Genomic DNA, 23,966 nt, shown 5'->3' on the forward strand with positions numbered 1-23,966 from the left:
CGGCCGCATCTGTGCCGCAGTCGGGAGCGACGCCGCCACGCCTCCGGCGCGATGCACCGGAGGCTGGCCTGCCGTCAGTAGGTGTAGCCCAGGGTCAGCATGTACACCCGCCCGGTTTCGACGTAGGCGCCGTCGGCACCGGGGTCGTAGGCCATGTAGCGGGTGGACTTGCCCTGGGTTTCGTAGAACGTCGCCGCATTGAGCAGGTTCTTGGCCGACACGCCCACGTCGATGCCGTGCGGCAGATGGTAGGTCGCGTTGAAATCCAGCGACTTCACCGGCTGCAGGTAGTAGTTGAGCCGGTCGCTGGTCAGGCCGAGCAGCTGCAGGCCGGTGTAGTTGTAGCTCAGGTCGGCGCGCAGCTTGCTGTCGTCGTAGAACAGGTCCAGGTTGTAGATGCGTTGCGGCGCACGCGGCAACCAGGTGCGGTCCGGTTGGTCGGCACGTTTGCTGTCGGCTTCGCTGTGCTGCAGGGTGACATTGGCGTTGACGCCAAAATTGCTCCAGATGCCCGGCAGATCCTGCAGGCGCTTGCTCGCGGCCAGTTCCAGGCCGTACAGCTTGGCGCTGCCGCCGTTCTGCGGCATGGTCACCGGCACGCCGTTCTCGAACGTGGTGCCGGTGGGAACCAGGCCGCCGAGCGTGCTGTCGTTGCTGGTGGCCGATTGCGAGGTATAGATGAAGCCGGTGATGCGCTTGTAGTAGGTTGCAGCGCTGAGCACGCCACCGTTGTGGTCGTAGAACTCCGCGGACAGGTCGGCGTTGTCGGCCTTGCTCGGAGTGAGGTCGGGATTGGGCTTGGAAATGCCCAGCACCGTGTTGTTGGGTGCGATGGTGTAGACCGTCTCGCCGGAGATCAGGCCGAACGCCGGGCGGCTAAAGCTGCGGCGCAGCGAGGCGCGGTAGACGGTGAGGTCGTCCGGGCGATAATTGAGGCTGATGCCGGGCAACACCTCGCCATAGGTCCGGCCGTTGCTGACGAACTGACCAGTGATGCCGTCGCCGCTGGATTGCCAGGAATCGGCCGAATAGCGGGTCAGTTCGTAGCGCACGCCGGGCAGCACGGTCACATCGCCAACGTGCAGTGTGGCCATCGCGTAACCGGAATAGATCGCTTCGGTGCTGGAGGTGGTGTTGGCGTTGTAGTCGTTGGCGGTATAGTTCCCCGCGCCCCTGGGATCGTTGACGTACTTGTAGGGCAGCGCCTGCGCCAACATCCAGTTGCGGTCCAGGATCTTGAACGGACCGGCGTAGTGGCCGTCGAAGGCGCCGGGGGTCGTGCGCCCGGGGATCGCGCTCAGCGGCGGGCCGCCGGCGGTGGGGAAGGCGTAGTTGGGTCCGCCGAAGTAAGGACCATTGGACACGAAGTTGCCGTCCTTGTGGAAAAACGGATGATCATAGGCGCCGCGGTCGGCGTGGTCGGCGGCCAGGCCGACCTTGACGCTGTCCAGCACGTCGCCGTCCACGCGGTAGCTGATGTCGGTATGCGCAGTGAGGCGGTTGTCGTGGCTGCCGGCGTCATGGCCTTGCACCTTCCACAGCAACGACGAATCCAGGTTGTAGAAGTAGTTCTTCAGTGCGTCGGAACTCGGTCCGATGCCCGGATAGGTTGGATCGCTGAGGTCGAAGGCGAAGCTGCCTGGGGTGAAGCCGTACAGGCTGGCGGAGATGTAATCGGGCCGGCTACGGGTGCCGCGACCGAACGAACTGCCGTAGTCGAAGTGCAGCCGGTCCAGCGTGGTTTGGCCGCCCAGTTGCAGTGTCGCCAGCTTTTCTTCGATGTCGTGCGTATTGAAGTAGCCGCCGCGCACCGCGGTAGGCTGGTTCAGATAGGTTTCCAGGCGTGCGCTGGACTGGTCCTGCTGCCCGGTCACAGCGTAGCTGCCGTAGATGGCGCGCGCGTACAGCGCACTGTGCTCGCCCTGCCAATCGAGCGCGAGATTGCCGCCATAGCGTTCGATCTGGCTGGTGTAGACGCTGTACTTGTAGCGCGTGCTGACCAGCGGGCCGACATCGCGCAGGTCGCTGGCGTTGGCTTGCGCCGGATCCAGCGGCACGTACTTGCTGTTGGGCGCAGGCGCCTGCGCCATGTTGTTGTTCTTGCCGTAGTAGGCCGAGGCATACAGGCCGAACGCCTGGTTGTCGCCGAACTTCCAGGCCAGTTCCTGCTGCAGCGTGCCGCCCTTGTCCTTGCCGCCCAGGTCCGAGGCGAGTTCGCTGAACTGGCCCTGCGCGGTGGTCTTGCCGTGGAAATCGCCGTCGAAGTCGAACGCGCTGGGGGTGCGCATGTCGATGGCGCCGCCGACCGCATCGCCGGGCATGTCCGGCGTCGGCGCCTTGGACACCTGCACCGACTGGATGCCGAACGGGGCCAGCATGTTCAATGAGATCGCGCGCGTGGACGAGTCGGTCTCGGGCATGCCGAAGCCGTTGAGGGTGTAGGCGTTGTAGCTGGCGTCCATGCCGCGGATGCTGACGTAGGCGTTCTCGCCGGTGGTGGCCTGGCCCAGGTGCATGTCGCTGTAGGCCGACAAACCTGGCATATGCGCGACGACATCGGCGATGCCCGCCGACGGAACGGCATCGAGCTGCTGTTTGTCCATCACGCTGTTGACGCTGGCGGACAGGCGCTGCTCGTTGACCGAGCCGGGCGCCGGTGCCTGATCGGCCTGCACATTGACCGAATCCAGGGTGGTGGTGCGCTCGTTGAGCGCGTCCGCGAACGCGGGCGTGGACAGCGTGAGGGCAAGGGCGATGGCGCAGGTGAGGCGATCGATGGGACGGGTGTGCTGCATGCTGGGAACTCGCGGTTGGTAAGCAGGTGTACCCGGCCCCCGGACACGCGGGTGCAGGCGATGACATCGCCCATGCCTTCCATTGCGACAGGTGAGTGGAGGTGTGGTTTGCTGCCGGGCTGCGGCAGCGGTGCGGCTCAATGCGCCAGAACGGTGCCGTTACAACTCGCCTCGGGGAACAGCGGATTGCAGCGGGCGACGGCATCGCCGTCGAAGCGCACCACGTAGCCGGAGCTGGCCGGTTCGTGATTGGGGAAATCGGTGCTGAGCAACTGCGCGCCGCTGGCCAACATGCTGTCGCGGCGCGCGGTGTCGTTGCGCGCAGCCTCCTTCAGGTCGGCATCGGTGCGCGTGCGCACCAGGTATCCGGCCTTCACCAGCTGCGCGATGTCCTCGGCGCTGCCGTCGTTGCGTTCGGTGAACGCTGCATCGTCTTCGCCCGGAGCCGCATTGGTGAAGCACATGCGGCCGCGCAGCGACGGATGGCCGGGCAGGTAGCTGAGGCCGGCTGAGCGTTGATCGAGCAGGAACACGACCTTGCCGCGCGCATCGTCCAGCGACGGCCAGCCATGGTCGAGGATGGCGGCATTGAGCGAGGACGCATCGCCGCGGACCTGGTCGGGACTCAGATATTCGCCGGGCTTGAATACCGAGCGCAGTTCCGCGTCCAGCGCATCCATCGCCTCGGTGCCGAAGGGTTCGGGCTGCACCGTGGCGAAGTCCAGTTGCAACGGCGATTGCTTGGTCTCCAGCAGGACGAACACCGGCACATGCCCGGGATGCTGCCGCGACCACGCGCGCACTTCCTGCAGGCAGGCCCGCAGCGGCTGGCAGGTGCTGCGCTGGTCCAGGTCCTGCACATGCATGACCTTGAATCCGGGTTTTTCCATCACCCCTGGCGCGGCAATCGCCGGCGCCGGCGGCAATCCGGCCTTGGCGATCCGATCGACGATCGCCGGATGCGCGTAGCGGCCGCCCTTGGCATCGGCATAGATGTCCAGTTCGATCTGCCTGACGCCGTCGTCGAGCTGTTGCGTCAGCGGCGGATGGCGGTAGTCCAGCAGCGCGAACATTGCCGGATCCATCCGTTGCCACAGCGCGGCCTCGCTGGATGCGAAACCGGCGTGGTAGCTGTTGTGGCTGCCGATGTACTGTAACTCGTTGAGCCGCGGTGCGGCGTGCAGCGCGAGAGGTGCGATCGTCAACAGCGCCAGCAGTGCGCGTTGGGTGCGTTGCAGGCGCGTGGCAGGCTGGAGCGCGGGGCAGGCCGTTTCCAGCGCCGGGGAGACAGATGAACAGGAGCGCATGCGGCAAAGTCGAAGAACGTGGTGCGACCATCATCAAGCGTCAGCTTGACGCGCGTCTTTCCAGATTATTGCTGCATTGCGTCACGTATTGCGACCGACGCGCGTCAAGCGACAGCGTGCGACGCACAACGCGATGCGCCGACCTCGGCACTGGCCGAGGCGCATCCGCGCCGTGCCGCTGCGGTGCGGTTCTCAGGGCGATCTGGTCTGGCGCAGGGCGTAGGCCAGCAGGCGCGCCTCTACGCGCGCGCCGATGCCGTGTGGCGCATCCAGCGCCATGCGTTGCAGGCAGGCCGGATCGCCGGCCTGCCGCGACAGTAGCGCGCGCGCCACGGTGACGAGCTTGCTGCCGGTGCCGGCGGTATGGCGCTTGAGCCAGGCCAGTGCGCGCAGCAGGCGCTGTTCGACCTCGCTGAAGTCGCTGCCCAGCGGATAGTCGGGCAGGGTGCCATCGGCGCGGAACGGAGCCAGCGCGGCGCGCACGCGTTCGGCGCGGTTGCGCTGCCACGGCGCTGGCGCCACGAAATCGGCAGCGAGCTTGCGCGCGCGTTTGGCCTGCTGCAGCAGCGCGGGCTGGAACGCGGCATCGGCGATGCCGGTCATCGCCACGACGCAGTCCTCGTCGGTCATGCCGCGCAGGTCGGCGATGCCGTATTCGTTGAGGTAGATGTCGCGCAGGTGGCGCGGGATGGTGGTGTGGGGGTAGTTCCAGCGCAGGTTGGACTGCGGCGGCGCCGGTGCCTCGCCGCGGGTAGCACGGAACATCAGTACGCTGCGCGCGTCGTCCAGCGCATGCGCCATCGCCACGAAGTTGTACTGGCCGCCGACGCCGGACACCACCCGGCCGTCGTCCAGCGCGTCGGACACCGCTGCGCCCAGTGCGGTGGCCATCATGCACGAGTTGAAGAAGCGCGCCTCGCGCCGTTGCAGGCGGCGCAAGCGCTCGTCGCCATACAGCTGGTTGATCGCGCTGATCCGGCGCATGCCGATGCCGGCGCGGGCGTGCGCCGGCATCGCGCGCAGCCAGGCGTAGAACTCGGGCGAGCCGAGGTAAAACGCGCCTTGCAGGTATTCGCCGTCGCGCTGCAGCCGGGCCAGGTCGTCGGCATCGGCGCTGCCGTCGGCCACGCGCTGCATCAGCTCGGCGTCGTCGAGCACCTTGCGCTTGATCACGCCGCACTGGACCAGCTGGCGGAAGCCTTCGTTGAGCATCTCGCTGCAGCCGAACAGGCCGATCGAGAACGGTGCCAGTCCGCCGCATTCCTGCACTGCCGGGTGCGCTCCCAGCGCCGGATCCAATGCCGCCAGCACCTGCCGGTAGCGCGCATTGTCGGTATGCCGCAGCACCAGCGCATGGCACAGCGCATCGGCCAGCGTGCCGATGCCGATCTGCAGCGTGCCGCCGTCGCGCACCAGCGCGCTCGCATACAGGCCGATGGCGTAGTCGGCATCGGCCACCGGCTGCCGCGGCAGTCCGAACAGGCGCGGATACGGGCCCGGCGGGGTCACCACTACGTCGAAGAACGACGCCTCCACCGCCGCGCTGCCGCCGATCCACGGCAGCTGCGGATCGACCTCGGCGACCAGCAGCGGCCGCGGCAGGCCGCGCCTGCGCACCGCGTCCAGCGTGTCCTGGGTGATGTCGTTGTTGCACGAGAACGACAGGCGCGTGCCGTCGGGTTCGCGCGCCACCTTCTGCACGATCAGGTTGGGCGCGCGCTGCGCCACCGCATCGGCCGCATGCGTGTAGTTGAGGCTGGTGTAGTTGCGCTGCGCCTGCGTCGAGCGCAGCAGCGCGCCGGACTGCATGTAGAACTCTTCCACCTGGATATGCGCCGGCAGCGCATCGCGCTGCAGCGCCTGCACGTACTTCAGCTTCGGGAAGTCGTCGCCGAAATGGCGCTGCACGAACGGGCGCACGAAGCGGCCTTCCAGCCGGCCGCCGGGCGCCGGCGGGTTCAGCGACAGCGCGGTGTAGAGCTGCATCGGCCGCGCCGGATCGGCGGCGATGCGGTCGTACAACGCGTTGAGCAGGCGGTGCGGTTTGCCGATGCCCAGCGGCGCGCCGATGCGCAGCGGGCCGTGGATGCGCTGCAGGATCAGCTCGGCAGCGGCGTCGAGGTCTTCGAGGGAGTCGGTCATCGGCATAGCTTAGGTGAGCGCTGTGATCGTGTGCTTCCGCGGTTGGCGAAAGTGCTTGACGATGAATTCGTTTACAAATGTAATCGTTAAAAATTACAAGCGTAAACGACATGTCGATCAGTGATGCCGAAGCCGTGGTGATGGAGGTGCTGTGGGACCGAAGCCCGCTAGGCGCCGAAGAGGTGTTCGCTGCCCTGTCCGGGCATGGCGGCTGGGCCGAGCCCACGGTCAAGACCTTGCTCAACCGGCTGCTCAACAAGGGCGCGATCCGCGCCGACAAACAGGGCCGCCGCTATCTGTACGCGCCGCTGCTGCAGCGCGAGCAGTGGGTGCAGCAACAGAGCGAGGGCCTGCTCGAACGCCTGTTCGGCGGCCGCGTCGCGCCGCTGGTGGCCCACTTCAGCGAACGCGGCAAGCTCAGCGACGCCGATATCGCCGAACTCAAACGACTGATCCAGGAGCTGGACGATGCGCGTTGAAACCTTCGTAGCCGGGATGTGGGCCACGGCGCTGTCCGGCAGCGCGGCGATCGTGTTGGTGTTGGCGCTGCGTGCGCCGTTGCGGCGCGCGTTCGGTGCCGGCATCGCCTACGCCGTGTGGGGCATCGTGCCGATGGCGATGCTCGCCGTGCTGTCGCCCGCCGGTGTGCGTCCGGCGCTGCCGGCGGCATTGGCGATGCCGCAGGTCTGGGTGAGTGTGCCGCACCGTACGGCGGAGACCGCGGGTGCGCTGCCGATCGCGAGCGGCCGGATTGCGCTATGGATGGTCGCGGTGTGGTCGCTGGGCGCAGCGGCGATGGCTGCCGTCCTGTGGCGGCAGCAGCGGCGCTACCGGCGCAGCCTGGGGCGGCTGTCGCCCGGCGTCGACGGGGTGCTGTACGCGCAGCACGCCCTGCACGGTCCGCTGGTGCTGGGCGCCTGGCGCCCGCGGATAGTGCTGCCGATGGACTTCGCGCAGCGCTATCCGTCCGCGCAGGCGCCACTGGTACTGGCCCACGAGCGCATGCATATCGCCCGCGGCGACATCCGCTGCAACCTGCTGCTGGCGGCCTTGCGCTGCGTGTACTGGTTCAATCCGTTGCTGCACTGGGCCGCGACGCGGTTTCGCTTCGACCGGGAATTGGCCTGCGACGCGGCGGTGCTGGCGCGGCATCCGGCCTCGCGCCGCAGCTACGCCAAGGCCATGCTACAGACCCAACTGGATGCGATCACCTTGCCGGTCGGCTGCCACTGGCAGGCCGGGCAGACCTTGCGGCAACGGATCGGCATGCTGCAGCGGCCGGCCGTGAGCGGCTGGCGGCGGCGTGTGGGCATCGCCGTGGTGGCGATGGCGACGCTGTGCGCCGGCGTCACCGCATGGGCGTTGCAACTGCTGCCTGCGTCCGCGTTGGCGGGGAGCGGCATTGCGCCTGCGCTGGCGAATGCGCAAGCGCGGGATGCAGATGCGCTGGCGGCAAGTGCATCGGCAGCGGGCGCAGCGCTGGCCGACGCCGGGACGCGCTTGCCAATGCTGCTCGCTTCGGTAGCCGATGCTGCGGCCACGTCCGTCAAGGCCACAACTACGCCTGCCACTTCATCGTTCATGCCGCCGCCAGCCTATCCGCGCGAGGCGCTGCGCGACGGCGCTTCGTGAAAAGTGACGCTGTTGGTTAGCGTGGACGCCGCCGGCACCGCTAGCGACGTGCGTTTGCTCGGCCACGGGAGTGGCAATGCGGCATTGGACCAAGCGGCAGTCACTGCAGCCAGGCAGTGGCGCTTCGTTCCTGCTCGTGAGCATGGGCATGCCATCCCATGGCAGTTGCAGATTCCGGTCACCTTCGAAACCGAGATGGGGCCTGTGGCCGCGCCGCAGGGGGTGGTGGGTGCATCGAACTAACAGTGGTATTTGCTGAATACACCCGTTGCGCGGAACAAGGACGTGTACACCTGCGATAGTTTCCATTCGACCGGGCAGGGGCGTAGCCGGCGCGTGTATTGCGGCTTCGCTGTAGAGGCAGCGAAGCGATGAGCGCGCGTTGCCTCGGCTTGGCTTGGGCGTGCCTATGCCTGGCCGGCTGCATCAGCCAGCCGCAGCGCGAGCAGGCGCAGCGGCTGGACTCCGTGGACCAGCGCCTGCTTGCGCCACGCGGCGACGGCGCCCCGGGCGGCGCCATCACGGCCTACGCGATGCAGCCGCAGCAGGTGTTCCGCATGCCGCAGCCGCTGGATGCAGCCACACCGCAACTGCCGGCCGATTCGCCGCGGCGCACGTTGCCGCCGACCACGTTGTGCGTGCGTGTGGTCCTGTCCGCGCAAGGCGCTGTGCAGCGCAGCGAGCCCTTGCACGACCGCGAGGAATGCAGTGCCGGTGCGCTGGCAGACAACGCCGATCTGCTGCGGGCGGTACAGCAGGAGGTCGCGCGCTGGCGTTTCGTGCCCGCGGCGATCTGCACCTATGCCGATCCGGCGCAGCGGCCGGCAGTGGAGGGACGCTGCGACGATGCGGTGTCGGTGGAGGAGGTGCCTGTGACGCTGGCCTACGCGTTCACCTTCGAGGTGCGCGAGGGCAAGGCCAGCGTGCAGGCCGGGCGCGTGGGCGGTCGAAGTGCGCGTTCAGTGCGTGATGCCGAACCGTGAGCGCTGGAAGGCACTTTTCTCATGATTGTGGGTTGTGGAAGCGATCGGTTAGCTTCGGGCCATCGATTGCGATAGGCGTCGCCGGTGGAGTCTGTCGCGACTGAAGCCGCTCCTACTAGGGCGGCATCTCGCAGGGATGTCCCATGTGGCGGTAACAGGGTTGCTGCCGCGCGTTGTCATCGCAGCTACAGCATCTCCGGCTTGAACAGGCGCCTGCGCGAGACTTCCGCGCCGGACAGCATGAACTTGCCGTCGCCGCGGTAGTGCAGGGTCTTGGGCAGTGTCGGCGACGTGGCGACATGCGCCTTGACCACCTCCCAGACGAATAGGTTGTGCTTGGCAATCTGACGGCCGTCGTGCAGGCGGCATTCGAAGCTGGCATAGCACTCGGCGATCGACGGCGCGTCGACGTGCGTGCCGGCCACCGCGGTCAGGCCGAAGTGCGCGAACTTGTCGAGCTGCGCGCCGCTGCTGTTGCCGATGCCGACCACGGTGTCGAGCAGGTCCGCGGTCGGCAGGTTGATCGTGCATTGCTTGCTGCGCCGGACCAGCCCGAAGCTGTGGTTGGCGCTGGAGATGCAGCAGGCGATCAGCGACGGCGAGAATTCCAGCACCATGTGCCAGCCCATCGTCATGATGTCGCGTTGCCCTTTCCATGCCGAACCGACCAATACCACCGGGCCCGGTTCCAGGAACCGGCGCACCTGGTCGAGCGGGAAATCGTGCTTGCGGTAGCGGCGCATGGCGGCGGCCTCGCTTCGTTGCGATGGCGCACAGTCTGGCCATCGGCGGTGAACGCGGCGTCGGCGCGTTACTCCAGCCGATGGATCGCGTCGGCGATGCGTCCCACTTCCTCGGCCTGATGGCTGACGTAGAGCATCGGCAGCCGCACTTCGTCGCGCACGCGCTGCAGGTACGGGATGAGTTCGCCGCGACGTTGCGCGTCCAGCGCCGACAGCGGTTCGTCGAACAGCAGGATCGCCGGCTGCGATAGCAATGCGCGGCCGATCGCCACGCGCTGCGCCTCGCCGCCGGATAGATTGCCCGGGCGCCGCGCCAGCAGCGGCGCGATGCCGAGCAGCTCCACCACCGCATCGAAGCCGAAGCGCTCGGCCTGGCCGCGGCCATGGCGGCCGTAGCCGAGGTTGCGGCGCACGTCCATGTGCGGGAACAGTCGCGCGTCCTGAAACACGTAGCCGATGCGGCGCCGGTGGGTGGGTACGTCGATGCCGGCGGCGCTGTCGTAGAGCACGCGCTCGTCGATGGCGATGCGTCCGCAGCGCGGGCGCAATACGCCGGCGATGGCGTTGAGCATGCTGGTCTTGCCGGCGCCGGAAGGGCCGACCAGCGCGACCACGCGTGCGCTTTCCTCGACCCGCAAGCGGCGCTGGAAGCGGCCGCGCTGCACTTCGATATCGATGCTCAGCATCGGCGCACGCTCGCATCGTGCGGCGGGCACGGCGCACCGTGGACGCGCGCCGCGGACCGATCGCACCCAGCGGGGAGCGCGCTCACGCGTCCGCCTCCGGCCCGCGCTGGCGCCGCACCAGCCATTCGGACAGCAGCAGTGCGGCAAGCGAGATCGCCAGCGCCACCGCCGCCAACCTCCAGATCCCCGCTTCGCCGCCGGGCACCTGCAGCAGGCCGTAGATCGCCGACGACAGGGTCTGTGTTTCCCCGGGGATATTCGATACGAAGGTGATTGTGGCGCCGAATTCACCCAGTGCCTTGGCGAAGGCGAGCGCGGTGCCGGCGACCAGTCCCGGCCAGGCCAACGGCAGAGTGATGCTGAAGAACACCCGCCATGGCCCGGCGCCGAGCGTGGCCGCGGCCGCTTCCAGGCGCCGGTCGGTGGATTCCAGGGCCAGGCGGAGCGCGCGCACCATCAGCGGGAATCCCATCACCGCGCTGGCCAGGGCCGCGCCGGTCCAGCGGAACGCGAACTGCACGCCCAAGTGTTCGAGCAGCCAGGCACCGACTGGTCCCTGCGTGCCGAACACGATCAGCAGCGCATAGCCGGTGACGATCGGCGGCATCACCAGCGGCAGGTGCAACAACGCATCCAGCAACGACTTGCCGGGGAAGCGGCGCCGCGCCAGCAACCAGCCGCAGGCCACGCCGAACGGCAGGCTGCCCAATGCCGCGACCAGCGCGACCTTGACGCTGAGCGCGATCGCGGTGAGTTCCTGCGGGGTGAATGCGAACAACGGCAATGGCTCAGTGCGCGAGCGAGAAACCGCGGCGCTGGAAAATCGCCTGCGCCGGCGCGGTGCCCAGCCAGCGCACGAAGTCGGCCGCGGCCGGGTTCTTGCTCGCGCGCAATGCCGCCACCGGATACACGATCGGCGCATGGCTGTCGGCCGGGAACACCGCTACCACCCGCACCTTCGGCTCGGCCTTGGCGTCGGAGCCGTAGACGATGCCCAGCGGCGCTTCGCCGCGCGCGACCAGCATCAGCGCGGCGCGCACGCTGTCCGATTCGGCCAGGTGCGCCTGCACGCCGTCCCACTGGCCGAGTGTCTGTAGCGCGGCGCGGGCGTACTTGCCGGCCGGCACGCTGCTGGTCTGGCCGACCGCCAGGCGGCCCTGCGCACCGAGCGCGGCGGCGAGCGTGCCGGATTTGCGCAGATCGACCTTGGTGGCGCTCGACAGTGGCGCCACCAGCACCAGCGTGTTGCCGAGCAGGTTGCGGCGCTGCGCCGGATCGACCAGCTGGCGCTGCTGCAGATAGTCCATCCACTCCAGGTCGGCGGAGAAGAACACGTCCGCCGGCGCGCCTTGTTCCACCTGCCGCGCCAGCGCCGAACTGGCCGCGTACGACACCTGCAGCGGCGTGCCGCTGGACTGCTGGTAGGCGGCAGCGGCCTCGTCCAGCGACTCCTTCAGGCTGGCGGCGGCGAACACGGTCAGCGGCGTCTGCGCCAATGCCGGCGGCACGGCCATGGCGACGGCGAGCGAGACCAGGCACAGCAGACGGCGTAGCGAACGGGACATGGGGCGCTCCGAGGAATCAGGGGACGGGCGGCGATCGGCTGGACCTGCCGCAGTGGCGCACAGGCCGCTGCGATGGCAGCGCAATCGTGCGCGGTACGCCCGCATCCTACCGTCTTCAGCGCGGCGCGGCGTGCAGGTCGTCGGTGCGGCCGGCCTGGATGTTGGCGCGTACCGAGGGCTGCATTAGCCGCGGCTGCGCCAAGGTCGCGTCGCGCGCCTGCCGCAACGCGACGAACTCGGCTTCACCGACGCCGTCGCGCAGGTGGATGTTGTCGCGGCGCTGCGCGCCGATGCTGGTTTCGCAGGCCACTGCGCGGCCGCCGGCGCCGTAGTCGTGGCAGACGAAGACGCGGGTGGAGGCGGGCAGCGCGTAGAGCCTGTGGATCGAGCGGAACAGCGTCGCCGCGTCGCCGCCGGGGAAGTCGCAGCGTGCAGTGCCGCTGTCGGGCATGAATAGCGAATCGCCGCAAAACAGCGCATCGCCGATCAGGTAAGCGATGTTGTCTTCGGTATGTCCGGGCACCGCGATCACCTGCGTCTGCAGCGCGCCGATCGCGAAGCGCTCGCCGTCGGCGAACAGGTGGTCGAAGCCGCAGTGCGCAGTGCCGCCGTCCGCGCTCAGGCCGAATTGCGACGCGAAGCGCGCGCGCACCGCACGGATGCCGGCGCCGATCGCCAGCGTCGCCTGCGGCCAGCGTTTCTTGAACCATTGCGCGGCGGACACGTGGTCGGCGTGGGCGTGGGTTTCCAGGATCCATCGCAGCTGCAGGCCACGCGCGGACAGCAACTCGACCAGGCCCTGCACCGGCGCGTCGCACAGCGTGGCGGTGTCCGCATCGAAGTCGAACACCGGGTCGATCACCGCGGCATCGCGGCCGTCTTCGACCAGATAGCTCCAGGTGCCGGAACCGGCGTGGTGGAATGGGTGGACGTTGGGAACCTGGCTCATCGGTCTGCCTTGGCGGGAGAGGAAGGGCCGACGTTGCAATAGATGCCGTGCAAGGTGTCGAGAATGCGCTGCGCCGGGCCCGGGACCAGCGAATAGTAGATGGTCTGCCCGTCGCGGCGGGTCTGCACCAAGCCGTCCTCGCGCAGCACCGCCAGGTGCTGCGACAGCGCCGATTGGCTCAGGTCCAGATGCGCGTTGAGCTCGCCCACCGAGTGTTCGTGGTCCACCAGCAGGCATAGCAGCAACAGCCGCTTTTCGTTGCCGAGCGCCTTCAGCAGGCGCGCGGCCTCGCCGGCATGCGCGCGCATCGCGGCCGGATCCATCGCCGGTTGCAAGCGGCGGGCCATCGGACTCAGAACGCGACCGGCAGGCCGGCGGCGGTCCAGCCGAGGAAGCCGCCATTCAACGAGCGCACCGCGCTGTAGCCCAGCTGCTGCAGGCTCAGCGCGGCCAGCGTGGAGCGGCCGCCGCTGGCGCAGTACAGCAGGATCGGCTGCTCGCGGCGGGCCAGCGCCGGGTCGGTATCCAGGCGGAATTCGAGGATGCCGCGCGGGATGTTGATCGCGTTGGGCAGGTGGCCGACGGCGAACTCGCCGGGTTCGCGCACATCGATGATCCACTCGCCGGGCAGCGGCGTGGCGGCGGCATCGGTGTCGACTTCGTGGATCTGCGGGCGCGCCCTATCGACCAGGGCCTGTGCGGAGGAATGGGGCATTGGAGGGGGCTCCGGTAAATGGACGACGCTCATAATATCAGTCATTACTAATATAATGAATTTCTAATTTATCTCGCAGCCAGCGACGGGGCGCCGGCACCGACCGGGTTGCATCGAACCTTCGTCCTGGAGTCGCCGCTTCGAGCTGTTTGTCCTGCTGAGATCTCGCGCTGGGCGCAGGGGCATGTCGGTCAGGTTCGGTCGCGCGCCGAATCCCGCCGCATTCCTGGAGCGGCTTCGGCCGCGACAGGATCTATCGGTAAGGCTTGTCGCGGCTGAAGCCGCTCCATCGAGAGGACACATCCCGCCGACACGGCAATGGATACGCCAGCCGCGTCGCCGTTGCGATTACTTGCCCAGCGCAGCGTTCAGCGTCGCGGCCAGATCGGCGCCACCCTGGCGCAACTGCGCTTCGGCGACCGGGCGCCAGGTCGCCACATAGTCCGCCGGCAGCTTGGCGCCGGGCGGGTAGAAGCCCGGGCGCAGCATGATCCGGCACGAGGCTTCGGCCCAGGCCGCGGCCGGCGGCGGCAGCGCGCTGCCGGCAGGCGAAGGCGCCGGCAACGGTTGCGCCCGCAACTGCGCCAGATAGTGCGCTTCGTCCAGGCCACGGCTGCGCAGCAGGCCGCTGTCCCACAGCGCATGCAGGTTGCTGCCCTTGCCCTCGAACTGGATCTGGACGGTGTTGGCGCCCTTGTCGCGCGCATAGCCGGCGTGCAGCGGCTGCTGGATGTCGCCGGTGAAATGCACCACGAACTTCAGCGCCTCGGTCCGCGCCGCCTGCGGCTGGCTGCGGTCGGCGAGGATCGCGGCCTGACGGTGCAGTGCCTCGATCACACAGTTGCCGTCGGGACAGTTGCGGGTTTCCTCGTAGTGACACTGGTCTTCGCCGAGGTTGACGTAGTGCCAGGGGCCGGTGCGCTTGCCCATGTCCGGGTTGCTTTCGCGCAATTGGTCGGCCCAGTTGGCGACGCCGGCCAGGGTCGGCTCGGGTTCGCCCTGCAGCAACTGCTGCACCTGCGCGCGGGCCTGCGGGGTGAGTTGCGCCTCGGCCAGATCGGCGACCAGGCGATGGCCGAGCGGACCCCAGGCGAAGGCGGCGGACGGCGCGACGGCCAGTGCCGCGGCGAGCGCGGCGGAAACGAAGAGAGAGGATTTCATGCGCGGATTCTAGCCGGCACCGATGAGGTTGCCATGGCCGCGTCATCGCGCCGTTGCGCAACCGCTAAGCCTCGCCCGTGCGGGGCGCGGCGTGCGGCGCGGCGAATCAGAAATACAGCAGGTAGGCCAGGCCGTAGGTGAGCGGATCGAGCCTGGCCTTGCCGAGCGTGCCGCTGTCCACGTCGCAAAGTATTCGTAGCGAACGAGACGGCCGGTGTGGCGTCGGCGCTGAAGCGCTGCTCGCTGCCGCTCAGGGTGCCGTTCGAGGAGCCGGGCACCATGCCGTGGATGCCGTAGTTGGTGGTGAAGTGGCCGGCCGACTGCGCGGCGGCGGGCAGGGCGATGGCCGCAAGGGCGGCGACGGCGAGACGGCGGAACAGGGGTGGCTTCATTGGGGACCCCGGTGACGGCGAATGGGCGGATGCGAATCCCGGTGTCGGCCCGGCGGCGACCGATCCACATCCTTGTGCAGCGTAGTCTGCCAGAGAAGCGCGGCGGCCGTGCGGCCTCAGAACCTCATCACGTAGGCCAGGCCGTAGACCAGCGGATCGATGTTCGCGGTGCCGGTGCTGGCGCCGTCGACCCTGACCTCGCTGTCGATGTCGGCCCAGCGCAGGTCCACCCGCAGCGCCGATTTGTCGGTGAGCGCGACGTCCACGCCGACGTGCGCGGCCAGGCCCCAGGAATCCTCTAGCTTGAGCTTGGTGCCGGCCAGCGCGCCGCTGGTGTGCTCGCTGAAGAAGGTGGTGTAGTTGAGGCCGGCGCCGACGAACGGGGAGACCTTGCCGGCGCTGTTGAAGTGGTACTGCAGCGAGACCACCGGTGGCAGCTGTTTGGTGCTGCCGACCTTGCCGACGCCCTTGACCGCGATGTCGTGCTTGAACGGCAGCGCGGCCAGCACCTCGATGCCCAGGTCCTGGTGCACGAAGTATTCGAAGGTGACGGTCGGCTTGATGTCGCTGCCGATGCGCAGCGGCAGGGTGCCGCCGGCCAGCGTGCCGTTGTCGGACGTCGGGTTGACCTGGTGGGCGCCGATGCCCACGGTCCAGTCGCCCTGCGACTGCGCCAGCGCCGGCAGGGCGCACAGGCAAAGGGCGGCGGCCAGGCCGGACTGCAGGAGGGGGGAGATCTTGCGCATGGGGGTGTCTCGGTTGGGTGTGGCCGCAGTGTCGTGCCGGCGTCGCCGCGTCGCCTTGATCCTGATCAAACGCGTCGAATGCGCGTGTCGGGCGCGATGCGGCCGGCCTGATAGAATGCTGTCCCCCTTCCATCCGCCGCGTCAGGCGCGGCCGCAGGAGCTACTGAAATGGCAATCAAGGTTGGCATCAACGGTTTCGGTCGCATCGGACGCAACGTGCTGCGCTCGGCGGTACAGAATTTCGGCAGCGACATCGAGATCGTCGCCATCAACGACCTGCTCGAGCCCGACTACCTCGCGTACATGCTGCAGTACGACTCCGTGCACGGCCGCTTCGACGGCCATGTGTCGGTCGACGGCAATCACCTGGTGGTCAACGGCAAGAAGATCCGCCTGACCCAGGAACGCGATCCGGCGGCGCTGAAGTGGGACGAGGTCGGTGCCGAGGTGGTGATCGAATCCACCGGCCTGTTCCTGACCAAGGACACCGCGCAGAAGCACCTCGACGCCGGCGCCAGGAAGGTGATCCTGTCGGCCCCGTCCAAGGACGACACGCCGATGTTCGTGTACGGCGTCAACCACGCCAGCTATGCCGGCCAGGCGATCGTCTCCAACGCCAGCTGTACCACCAACTGTCTGGCGCCGCTGGCCAAGGTGATCAACGACAAGTGGGGCATCAAGCGCGGCCTGATGACCACCGTGCACGCGGCCACCGCCACGCAGAAGACCGTGGACGGCCCCAGCAACAAGGACTGGCGCGGCGGCCGCGGCATCCTCGAGAACATCATTCCGTCCAGCACCGGCGCGGCCAAGGCGGTGGGCGTGGTGATCCCGGAGTTGAACAAGAAGCTGACCGGCATGAGCTTCCGCGTGCCGACCTCGGACGTGTCGGTGGTCGACCTGACCGTGGAGCTGGAAAAGCCGGCCACCTACGCCGAGATCTGCGCCGAAGTGAAGGCGCAGAGCGAAGGCGCGCTGAAGGGCATCCTCGGCTACACCGAGGACAAGGTGGTGGCCACCGATTTCCGCGGCGACGCGCGCACCTCGATCTTCGACGCCGACGCCGGCATCGCGCTGGACAGCACCTTCGTCAAGCTGGTGTCCTGGTACGACAACGAGTGGGGCTATTCCAACAAGTGCCTGGAAATGGTCAAGGTGGTGGCGAAGTAAGCCGCGCCACCCGTCCACAAAAAAAGCGCCTGCGGGCGCTTTTTTTGTGCTTGCCGGGAGGTGCCGGCGAAGCGGTCGCGCCGGCGTTGCGCTCACTCGGCCTCCATGCGCATGCTCTCACCGCTCCCGGTGACCTTGACCCGGCTGCCCACCGCCAGCCCGGCGACTTCGGCATTGGGCTTGGACACCACCACCTGCGCCGTGTTGCCGAAGCGGATCTTCACCATGTAGTGCGCTGCCGGGCCGTTGCCGGCGATCTTGGCAACTACGCTCCGGCCTGCGGCCTCGCCCGCCCCGGCTGCCAACGTCGTCGTGCCGACGCCGACAGCGTCGGCCTTGCTGCTGCCCTTGATGCCCAGGATGCTGCCGGCCATGCCGCCGAGCTTGGTCGCCGCATCGGTGATCTGCTTGTTGCGCTCGGGAATGTCGGTGCCCTTGTTCTGGATCGGCTCCAGCGCCACGATCGCGCCGTGTCTCGGCCCTGCGGCCAGTGCTGTAGGCAGTTTCGTGGGTCTGGGTGTTTTCCTAGGTGTACAGGCCGTGGTCCACCGGCCACTGCATCATCAGTTCGCTGGCATCGTGGCCGACCCAACTGCGCGCGACGGCTTCAGGACTGCCGAACATGTCGGCCGAGGCCGGCGGTGCGCTACCCAGCAGCAGAGTCCACAGCGCGGGCAGGACAGGGGGCGACGGTAAGTGGGCATTGCGTACGTCCTTGCGGTGAGGCGGCGAGGCCAGATCCATGGGCTGCGCGCGGAATGCGCGCATCGCGCTGGCGCGCTCTCCATCATGCCCGGCAGGTGCCGGCAAGCGTCGATGGCGGCGCCGGTCAGGCGTGGATATCGGCGCCGACGCATGCACTAATGCGCCGCTGGCCAGCGGATGTTCCCGCGCTGGCATGACAAGCGATGGACAGGGGGCACTCAATGGATGCAAGGAGCGAAACAATGCAGATCAACCGTGTATGGACAGGCGCCCTGGTGCTGGCCGTGGCGATGGCGGCCACGCTGCCGATGCAGGCGATGGCCAAGAAGCACAGCGGCACGCCGAGCTGGATGAACGCCGATGGCGAGGTCACCAATTCCTCGCAGGTCGAAGCCGGCTACGGCGAGACCGTCAAGGGCGTCAACGATTACGAAGGCGAGATCACCGGCAAGCCGGCACCCGGCAGCAAGTTCACCCAGCTCAAGATCGGCATGCCGATGAAGCAGGTGACCGACCTGATCGGCGAACCCACCGACCAGGGTTCCTATGTCACCGGCAAGGCGTTCATCCCGTTTTTCTACGGTGGCGACCGCTACCGCTACGAACTTGCCTACAAGGGACAGGGCCGCCTGGTGTTCGCCGGCAAGTCGATGGGCAGCGGCGGCAACCTGATCTGGATCATCCACAACAAGAACGACAGCGGCTACCGCGAATAAGCTGGCGCAGCAGCAGGGCCCGGGCGGCGTCGCGCGCCCGGGCTTTTTTTTGCCTGCGTTCCGGCCATGCGACGGTCGCCTACAGCGCCTGCAAAATCAGCGAATGCCAGCCGGTGCGGTAGGTTTCGTAGCCGGGCGAGGCCGCATGTGCGATGCAGTGCGGGCGTCCGTTGAGATCGCTCAGCACCGCGCCACGCGGCTGCTTGAACAGCGCCTCGCGGCCGGCGAAGTCGGTCCGCTCCTGCAGCTGCGCCCGGCCGAATCGGCCTGGACCTGGCCGTGCGGATCGACGATGCACACCCGGCTGATGCCCCATTCCTGCTCCGATAGCGGCGTGCGCTGCACCGCCGTCTGCGCCAGCGCGTTCCAGCGGAACACGATGCCGAGCACGCCCAGCACGCGGCCATCGACGCGGCCGCCATCGCGCACCGTGCACGAATACACCAGTACGCGCTCGCCATCGGCCAGGGTGCTGGCATGCACGCCCTGGAAGCCGAACTGCTCGCCGCTGCGCGTGCGCATGGCGTGCTCGAACCAGGCATGCGCGGACACGTCGCTGCCGGCCGCGGCGTGCTGCTGCGGCCGGCCGTTGGCGAGGATGCGGCCATCGGTGCCGGCCAGCACCGGGTCGAAGTACACCGTGTACGACTCCAGGACCTGGCCCATGCACCGCGCCGCATAAGCGAGCGCGTCGTCGCCGCGGCCAGGGCGCGCGGCGGCGGCGATGGCCGCGCTGGTTGACCACCAGCGTACGTCGCAGCTGCGTTCGTAGAGGTTGCGGTCGATCGGGTCGATGTTGCTCAGCGCCAGTTCGCTCAGGCGCGTGCGGCGCACGTCGTCGTCCAGCCGCCGCAGGGTGTGGCGCATGTCGGCGCTGGCGGCGACCTTGTCCGGGTCCTGGGTGGCGTCGGCGACGCGCCGCGACAGCACGTCCATTTCCTGCGCGATGACGCTGAAGCCGCGCCCGGCCTGGCCGATCCGGGCCGATTCGATGCGTGCGTTCATCGAGATCACATGGGTGGTGCGGTTGCTCTCGTCGATGCGTTGCAGCGACTGCCGCAGCTGTCCGAGCAATTAGTCGGACAGGCCGGCCACGGAGCGGATATGGTCGTCGATGGGCGCTTCGGTGGGTGTGGCTGGCAGGTTCATTGGTGCTGTCGCTGGGACGGGAAGGACCAGCAGGCGCAACATGGGGCAAGCGCGCTAGCGGCCGCCAATGCAATGGCTTTAGCGCCGATTGTGCTGGCGTCTGTTGCCCAGATGCCTTGCCGCGCCTGCGCTGCACTGTCCGCGGCCTGGCCGCGGCAGGGCCGAACTCGTTTACCATCTGCGCCAGGACCGGCGTCGCCGGACCACAGGCGCGCGCACCGCGCCGCGCCGCCTTGGGGATGGAGTCCGGATGGAAGGGTTGATCGTGCTGGTGGTGGTGGCGGTATTGGCGGTACCGATCCTGATGATCGTGCTGTGGGTGGCGCTGGCCGGCCTGCGTCGGCGCGTGGCGGCCCTGGAACTGCAACTGGCGCAGATGCGGCATGCCGCGCCGCAGGCGGCGCAGGCCGCTGCCCGATTCGACGCAGCCAGCGATGCCGAGGACACCGAGACCGAGAACGATGCGCTGCTCGCCGACAACGATGGCGTGGAGGGACGTCCATTCGCCCCGCTCGCTGCGGTCGTCCCGGTCGTACCTGTGCCACCGCCGCTCCCGCCGCCGTTCGGCGCGCTGACCGCCGCGGCGAGCGAGGCCGCGGCGGTCGGCGCGCCACTGCCGCCGGTACCGCGCGGTCCGGATCCGATCGAGCGGTTGCTGGCCGGCACCAAGCGCTGGTTCACCGAAGGCAACGTGCCGGTCAAGATCGGCATGCTGGTGCTGCTGGCCGGCGTTGCCGCATTGCTGAAGTACGCCGGCGACCAGGGTTGGCTGCGCATGCCGATCGAACTGCGCTATGCCGGCATCGCCGCCGCGGCGCTGGCCGGCCTGGGCTTCGGCTGGCACCAGCGCGAGCGCAAGCGCAGCTTCGCGCTGGCCCTGCAGGGAGGCGCGATCGGCGTGCTGCTACTGACCGTGTTCGCCGCGTTCAAGCTGTCCGCGCTGATGCCGGCCGGCGCTGCGTTCGCGCTGAGCATCGTGCTGGTGGCCAGCATGTGCGTGCTGGCCGTCGTGCAGGAATCGCGCACCTTGGCGATGCTGGCCACGCTGGCCGGATTCCTGGCGCCGATCTGGCTGTCCACCGGCAGCGGCAACCATGTCGGCCTGTTCTCCTATTACGCGGTATTGAACGCGGCGGTGTTCGCGATCGCCTGGTATCGGCCGTGGCGGGTGCTGAACCTGCTCGGCTTCGGTTTCACCTTCGGCATCGGCACGCTATGGGGCGTGCTGCAGTACCAGCCGGCGAAGTTCGCCAGCACCGAGCCGTTCCTGCTGTTGTTCTTCGCCTTCTACCTGCTGATCCCGATCCTGTACGCGCGGCGCCAGCCGGCCACGCGCGGCAACCTGGTCGACGGCAGCCTGGTGTTCGGCACGCCGCTGGTCGCGTTCTCGCTGCAGGCCGGGCTGCTGCGCGGCGAAAGTATGCCGCTGGCGCTGTGCGCGCTGGGCCTGGCGGCGGTATATGCGTTGCTGGCCGCGGCACTGATCCGGCGCGAACGCTACGCGGTGCTCGGCCAGGCCTATGCGCTGCTGGCGGTGGGCTTCGCCACGCTGGCGGTGCCGCTGGCGCTGTCGGCGCGCGCCACCGCCAGCATCTTCGCGCTGGAAGGCGCGGCGCTGGTGTGGCTGGGACTGCGCCAGCAACGCTGGCTGCCGCAGTTCAGCGGCGCCGGCCTGCAACTGGCCGCGGCGATCGGCTTCGTGCTGGGGCTGGACCTGGCCTGGCACGATGTCCAGGCGGTGGCCAATGCCACCTTCATGAGTGGTGCGCTGCTGGCCCTGGCCGGTCTCGCCAGCGCCTGGAGCTATCGCCGTGCCGGCGCCGACACGCCGGTGCTGGCCTATTACGTGTGGGGCCTGGCGTGGTGGTGCGGGATCGGCGTCGCCGAGATCGAACGCTTCGTCGCGGCCTCGGCGCAGGCCGACCTGCTGCTGGGGTTCGTCGCGCTCAGCGGCTGGCTGGCCGCCGAGGCGCAGCGCCGCTGGCCGGCGCGCGCGCTGGCCGCGACCACGCTCGGCGGGCTGCTGCTGGCGCTGCCGCTGGCGATGCTGCAGGCGGACGCCCACGGCCAGCCGTTCGCCGGGCATGGCGTCTGGGCGTGGTCGCTGTTCGCGGTGCTCGGCGTGCGCAGCCTGATCTGCCTGCGTGGCAGCGGCGGCTGGGTGGCGCGCGCGGCGCAGTTCGCCTGGTGGCTGGTGTGGCCGTCGGTACTGTCCTTGCTCGGCAGTTGGCTGGCGCAGCGCTTCGCCCTGGCCGAGGGCTGGCAGTGGGCATTGCTGTTGGCGCCATGGCTGGCGGCGGCGGCGTTGTCGCTGCTGCGCTGGTCGTGGCTGGCCGCGCCTCTGGGGGCGGATTTCGATCGTTGCCGCACAGCGCTGCAGGGCGGCTATTTCGGCCTGCTCGGCGTGGCGTGGCTGTGCACGCTGTGCGTACCCGGCGCCAGTGCGCCGCTGCCGTGGTTGCCGCTGCTCAATCCGCTGGAACTGAGCCAATTGCTGGTGGTGGCGCTGGCCGCGCGCTGGCTGTGGTCGGCGACCGCGCCGGCCCTGTTGCGGACCCGGCGCCTGCAAGTGCTGGCCGCTGCCGGATTCCTGTGGATCACCAGCGTGACCCTGCATGCGGTGCACTACTGGGCGCCGGTGCCGTGGGCGTCGCTGTTGTCCGCCAGCGTGGCGCAGACCAGCCTGACCGTGGTGTGGAGCGTGCTCGGCGTGCTGGGCTGGGTGCTAGGCTCGCGCCGCGGCCAGCGCGGTCTGTGGCTGGCCGGTGCGTTGCTGATGGCGGTGGTATTGGGCAAGCTGCTGCTGGTGGATCGCGGCAACCTCGGCAATGTCGCCGGCATCGCCTCGTTCATCGCCTACGGCCTGTTGTGCACCGTGGTCGGCTATTTCGCGCCGGCGCCGCCGCGCGCCACCGAACCGGCCGAGGAGGCCCATCCATGAAACGCCCGATCTTTCCAGCAGTGCTGCTGGCGTTGCTGCCGCTCGCCTGCTGCGCCGCCAGCCAGCGCGACGACTATGCCCAGCAATGGCCGCTGACCTTGCAGGATCCGGCCGCCGGCGCCTACCGCGTGCAACTGGACGATGCGGTGTATCGCAGCGCCCACCTGGCCTCGCTGGGCGACGTGGAGGTGTTCAACGCCGCCGGCGACCCACTGCCGGCGGCACTGTTCGCAGCCGAGCACGCCGAAACCACGCCGCGCCGGCAGCCGCTGCCGTGGTTTCCGCTGCCGGCGGTGGCCGGTGGCGGTGCGGACGACCTGGAGCTGATCGCCGAGCGCGATAGCGACGGCAGTGTGCGCCGCATTCGTACCCGCATTGCCAGCAGCGCCACGGCCAGTGCCGAAGCCGGTTGGTTGATCGATGCCAGCGCGCTGCGCGAGCCGTTGCGCGCGCTGTCGCTGCAGTGGGCGGCCGATGCGCAGCCGCGGCAGGCGCGCTACCGGGTCGAGGCCAGCGACGATCTGCGCGATTGGGAACTGCTGGTGCCGGAGGCGACCCTGGTCGACCTGGCCAACCAGGGCAAGCGCCTGCAGCAATTGCGCATCGCCATCGATCGCCAGGTGCGCTACCTGCGCCTGCTGCCGTTGTCGTCGCCGCCGCTGCCGACGCTGACCGGGGTGGAGGCGGAACTGGCGCCGGCGCCCGCCGCCACCGATTGGCACTGGCAGCAACTAGACGCGCTGCACGCCGATCCGGCGCAGCACAGCTTCGAGTTCGCAGCGCCGGGCCGCTATCCGGTCGCGCAGCTGGACATCGCGCTGCCCGGCAACAGCGCGATCGAATGGCGCGTGCAAAGCCGCGACGATGAGCAGGCGCCGTGGCAGGACCGGGCCGGGCCGTGGGTGGCCTACCAGGTCGGCGCCGGCGCCAGCCGCTCGCCGCCGCAGGCGCTGACCCAGCCGGTGCGCGACCGCTACTGGCGGTTGCTGGCCACGCAGGATGCGGGCCGGCAGCGGCCGGCGTTGCGCCTGGGCTACCAGCCGGAAACGCTGATCTTCCTGGCGCAGGGCGCACCGCCCTATGCGCTGGCCGCCGGCAGTGCGCGCACCCAGCGCGCCGCCGCGCCGTTGGCGACCACCTTGCAGGCCCTGCGTGCGCAACGCGGGCCGCAATGGACGCCGGCCACCGCTACGCTCGGCGCGGCGGTGCCGCTGGCCGGTGCCGCCGCGCTGCAGGCGCCGGCCACGCCGCGCGACTGGAAGGCCTGGCTGCTGTGGGCGCTGCTGGTCGGCGGTGCGCTGATCGTGGTCGGTTTCGCCTTCAGCCTGCTGCGCAAGCCGGCCGCGCCCGGCGCGGGCTGATCGGCAGCGGCGCTGCTGCGTCGTCGGTTCGTCCCGGGCAGCTACGCTGCGGCCCGATTTGCCGCTGCGCGGCCGACGCCGGACAATGCCGGCCTCGGCACCGCCCGT

At 68.9% G+C, this 23,966-nt stretch carries 24 protein-coding genes; 8 read left to right on the plus strand and 16 right to left on the minus strand.

Going from position 1 to position 23,966, the window contains the following annotated elements:
- Positions 1–74: 74 nt before the first annotated feature.
- The 3 genes from E4A48_RS00890 to E4A48_RS00900 form a co-directional block, all read right to left on the minus strand.
- Positions 75–2,795 carry a TonB-dependent receptor gene (locus E4A48_RS00890; protein ID WP_142741714.1) on the minus strand — a complete coding sequence of 907 codons (2,721 nt, stop codon included), beginning with the start codon at positions 2,793–2,795 and terminating at the stop codon, positions 75–77.
- 137 nt (positions 2,796–2,932) lie between these two features.
- Positions 2,933–4,102: a phosphatidylinositol-specific phospholipase C1-like protein gene (locus E4A48_RS00895; RefSeq protein WP_052234996.1), complete on the minus strand. Its 1,170-nt coding sequence runs from the start codon at positions 4,100–4,102 to the stop codon at positions 2,933–2,935.
- A gap of 192 nt (positions 4,103–4,294) precedes the next feature.
- A complete protein-coding gene (locus tag E4A48_RS00900; protein ID WP_185910692.1) occupies positions 4,295–6,244 on the minus strand; it encodes an acetyl-CoA hydrolase/transferase C-terminal domain-containing protein in 1,950 nt (649 codons plus the stop codon).
- Positions 6,245–6,354: 110 nt separating this feature from the next.
- Between E4A48_RS00900 and E4A48_RS00905 the strand changes: the two genes are divergently transcribed.
- The 4 genes from E4A48_RS00905 to E4A48_RS00915 all read left to right on the plus strand — a co-directional run bounded on the left by E4A48_RS00905 (position 6,355) and on the right by E4A48_RS00915 (position 8,859).
- The gene (locus E4A48_RS00905) at positions 6,355–6,723 is read left to right on the plus strand and encodes a BlaI/MecI/CopY family transcriptional regulator (RefSeq protein ID WP_009579500.1); all 369 of its coding nucleotides are present in this window, start codon (positions 6,355–6,357) and stop codon (positions 6,721–6,723) included.
- Positions 6,713–7,876, plus strand: coding sequence for a M56 family metallopeptidase (locus tag E4A48_RS00910; protein ID WP_260608023.1), 1,164 nt, complete (start codon positions 6,713–6,715; stop codon positions 7,874–7,876). Before E4A48_RS00905 ends, E4A48_RS00910 begins: the two co-directional genes overlap by 11 nt.
- Before the next feature lie 3 nt (positions 7,877–7,879).
- Complete coding sequence (locus E4A48_RS20775) at positions 7,880–8,119, plus strand: energy transducer TonB family protein (RefSeq protein ID WP_260608024.1); 240 nt, start codon at positions 7,880–7,882, stop codon at positions 8,117–8,119.
- Positions 8,120–8,247: 128 nt separating this feature from the next.
- Entirely contained in the window at positions 8,248–8,859 is a 612-nt protein-coding gene (locus tag E4A48_RS00915) for a hypothetical protein (RefSeq protein ID WP_142741716.1), read from the plus strand.
- Positions 8,860–9,044: 185 nt separating this feature from the next.
- Here the strand turns inward: E4A48_RS00915 and E4A48_RS00920 are convergent, their stop codons facing one another.
- The 10 genes from E4A48_RS00920 to E4A48_RS00965 all read right to left on the minus strand — a co-directional run bounded on the left by E4A48_RS00920 (position 9,045) and on the right by E4A48_RS00965 (position 15,816).
- Complete coding sequence (locus E4A48_RS00920) at positions 9,045–9,602, minus strand: flavin reductase family protein (protein WP_142741717.1); 558 nt, start codon at positions 9,600–9,602, stop codon at positions 9,045–9,047.
- Positions 9,603–9,670: 68 nt separating this feature from the next.
- Positions 9,671–10,288: a molybdenum ABC transporter ATP-binding protein gene (locus tag E4A48_RS00925; protein WP_039005859.1), complete on the minus strand. Its 618-nt coding sequence runs from the start codon at positions 10,286–10,288 to the stop codon at positions 9,671–9,673.
- An 82-nt stretch (positions 10,289–10,370) separates the two neighbouring features.
- Positions 10,371–11,066, minus strand: a complete 696-nt coding sequence (gene modB, locus E4A48_RS00930; protein WP_058196080.1) for a molybdate ABC transporter permease subunit — start codon at positions 11,064–11,066, stop codon at positions 10,371–10,373.
- A 10-nt stretch (positions 11,067–11,076) separates the two neighbouring features.
- On the minus strand, positions 11,077–11,853 hold the full coding sequence (modA, locus tag E4A48_RS00935; protein ID WP_039005858.1) for a molybdate ABC transporter substrate-binding protein: 777 nt from the start codon (positions 11,851–11,853) through the stop codon (positions 11,077–11,079).
- Positions 11,854–11,968: 115 nt separating this feature from the next.
- Positions 11,969–12,802: an MBL fold metallo-hydrolase gene (locus tag E4A48_RS00940; protein ID WP_039005857.1), complete on the minus strand. Its 834-nt coding sequence runs from the start codon at positions 12,800–12,802 to the stop codon at positions 11,969–11,971.
- On the minus strand, positions 12,799–13,149 hold the full coding sequence (locus E4A48_RS00945; protein ID WP_039005856.1) for an ArsR/SmtB family transcription factor: 351 nt from the start codon (positions 13,147–13,149) through the stop codon (positions 12,799–12,801). The genes E4A48_RS00940 and E4A48_RS00945 overlap by 4 nt, the downstream gene beginning before the upstream one ends.
- 5 nt (positions 13,150–13,154) lie before the next feature.
- Entirely contained in the window at positions 13,155–13,517 is a 363-nt protein-coding gene (locus tag E4A48_RS00950) for a rhodanese-like domain-containing protein (RefSeq protein ID WP_009579511.1), read from the minus strand.
- A 348-nt stretch (positions 13,518–13,865) separates the two neighbouring features.
- Entirely contained in the window at positions 13,866–14,678 is an 813-nt protein-coding gene (locus E4A48_RS00955) for a S1/P1 nuclease (RefSeq protein WP_039005855.1), read from the minus strand.
- Entirely contained in the window at positions 14,675–15,070 is a 396-nt protein-coding gene (locus E4A48_RS20780; protein ID WP_260608025.1) for a hypothetical protein, read from the minus strand. Before E4A48_RS20780 ends, E4A48_RS00955 begins: the two co-directional genes overlap by 4 nt.
- A 116-nt stretch (positions 15,071–15,186) precedes the next feature.
- Entirely contained in the window at positions 15,187–15,816 is a 630-nt protein-coding gene (locus tag E4A48_RS00965) for an OmpW/AlkL family protein (protein ID WP_039005854.1), read from the minus strand.
- 168 nt (positions 15,817–15,984) lie between these two features.
- Between E4A48_RS00965 and gap the strand changes: the two genes are divergently transcribed.
- Positions 15,985–16,986 carry a type I glyceraldehyde-3-phosphate dehydrogenase gene (gene gap, locus E4A48_RS00970; protein ID WP_039005853.1) on the plus strand — a complete coding sequence of 334 codons (1,002 nt, stop codon included), beginning with the start codon at positions 15,985–15,987 and terminating at the stop codon, positions 16,984–16,986.
- A 92-nt stretch (positions 16,987–17,078) separates the two neighbouring features.
- Here gap and E4A48_RS00975 read toward each other — a convergent pair whose 3' ends face one another.
- Together E4A48_RS00975 and E4A48_RS00980 are read right to left on the minus strand one after the other, a co-directional pair.
- Positions 17,079–17,489: a hypothetical protein gene (locus E4A48_RS00975; protein ID WP_039005852.1), complete on the minus strand. Its 411-nt coding sequence runs from the start codon at positions 17,487–17,489 to the stop codon at positions 17,079–17,081.
- A gap of 22 nt (positions 17,490–17,511) precedes the next feature.
- The gene (locus E4A48_RS00980; RefSeq protein WP_052234995.1) at positions 17,512–17,730 is read right to left on the minus strand and encodes a hypothetical protein; all 219 of its coding nucleotides are present in this window, start codon (positions 17,728–17,730) and stop codon (positions 17,512–17,514) included.
- Positions 17,731–17,933: 203 nt separating this feature from the next.
- Between E4A48_RS00980 and E4A48_RS00985 the strand changes: the two genes are divergently transcribed.
- Positions 17,934–18,407, plus strand: coding sequence for a hypothetical protein (locus E4A48_RS00985; RefSeq protein ID WP_058196069.1), 474 nt, complete (start codon positions 17,934–17,936; stop codon positions 18,405–18,407).
- Positions 18,408–18,587: 180 nt separating this feature from the next.
- On the opposite strand, the gene E4A48_RS00990 is transcribed toward E4A48_RS00985, so the two are convergent.
- Positions 18,588–19,481, minus strand: a complete 894-nt coding sequence (locus E4A48_RS00990; protein ID WP_260608026.1) for a methyl-accepting chemotaxis protein — start codon at positions 19,479–19,481, stop codon at positions 18,588–18,590.
- A 325-nt stretch (positions 19,482–19,806) separates the two neighbouring features.
- On the opposite strand from E4A48_RS00990, the gene E4A48_RS00995 reads away from it, so the two are divergent.
- Both E4A48_RS00995 and E4A48_RS01000 read left to right on the plus strand, forming a co-directional pair.
- The gene (locus E4A48_RS00995; RefSeq protein WP_142741718.1) at positions 19,807–22,497 is read left to right on the plus strand and encodes a DUF2339 domain-containing protein; all 2,691 of its coding nucleotides are present in this window, start codon (positions 19,807–19,809) and stop codon (positions 22,495–22,497) included.
- Positions 22,494–23,858: a DUF3999 domain-containing protein gene (locus E4A48_RS01000; protein WP_142741719.1), complete on the plus strand. Its 1,365-nt coding sequence runs from the start codon at positions 22,494–22,496 to the stop codon at positions 23,856–23,858. Before E4A48_RS00995 ends, E4A48_RS01000 begins: the two co-directional genes overlap by 4 nt.
- Positions 23,859–23,966 lie beyond the last annotated feature (108 nt).

It is taken from the genome of Xanthomonas translucens pv. cerealis (assembly GCF_006838285.1).
Lineage (GTDB): Bacteria > Pseudomonadota > Gammaproteobacteria > Xanthomonadales > Xanthomonadaceae > Xanthomonas_A > Xanthomonas_A cerealis.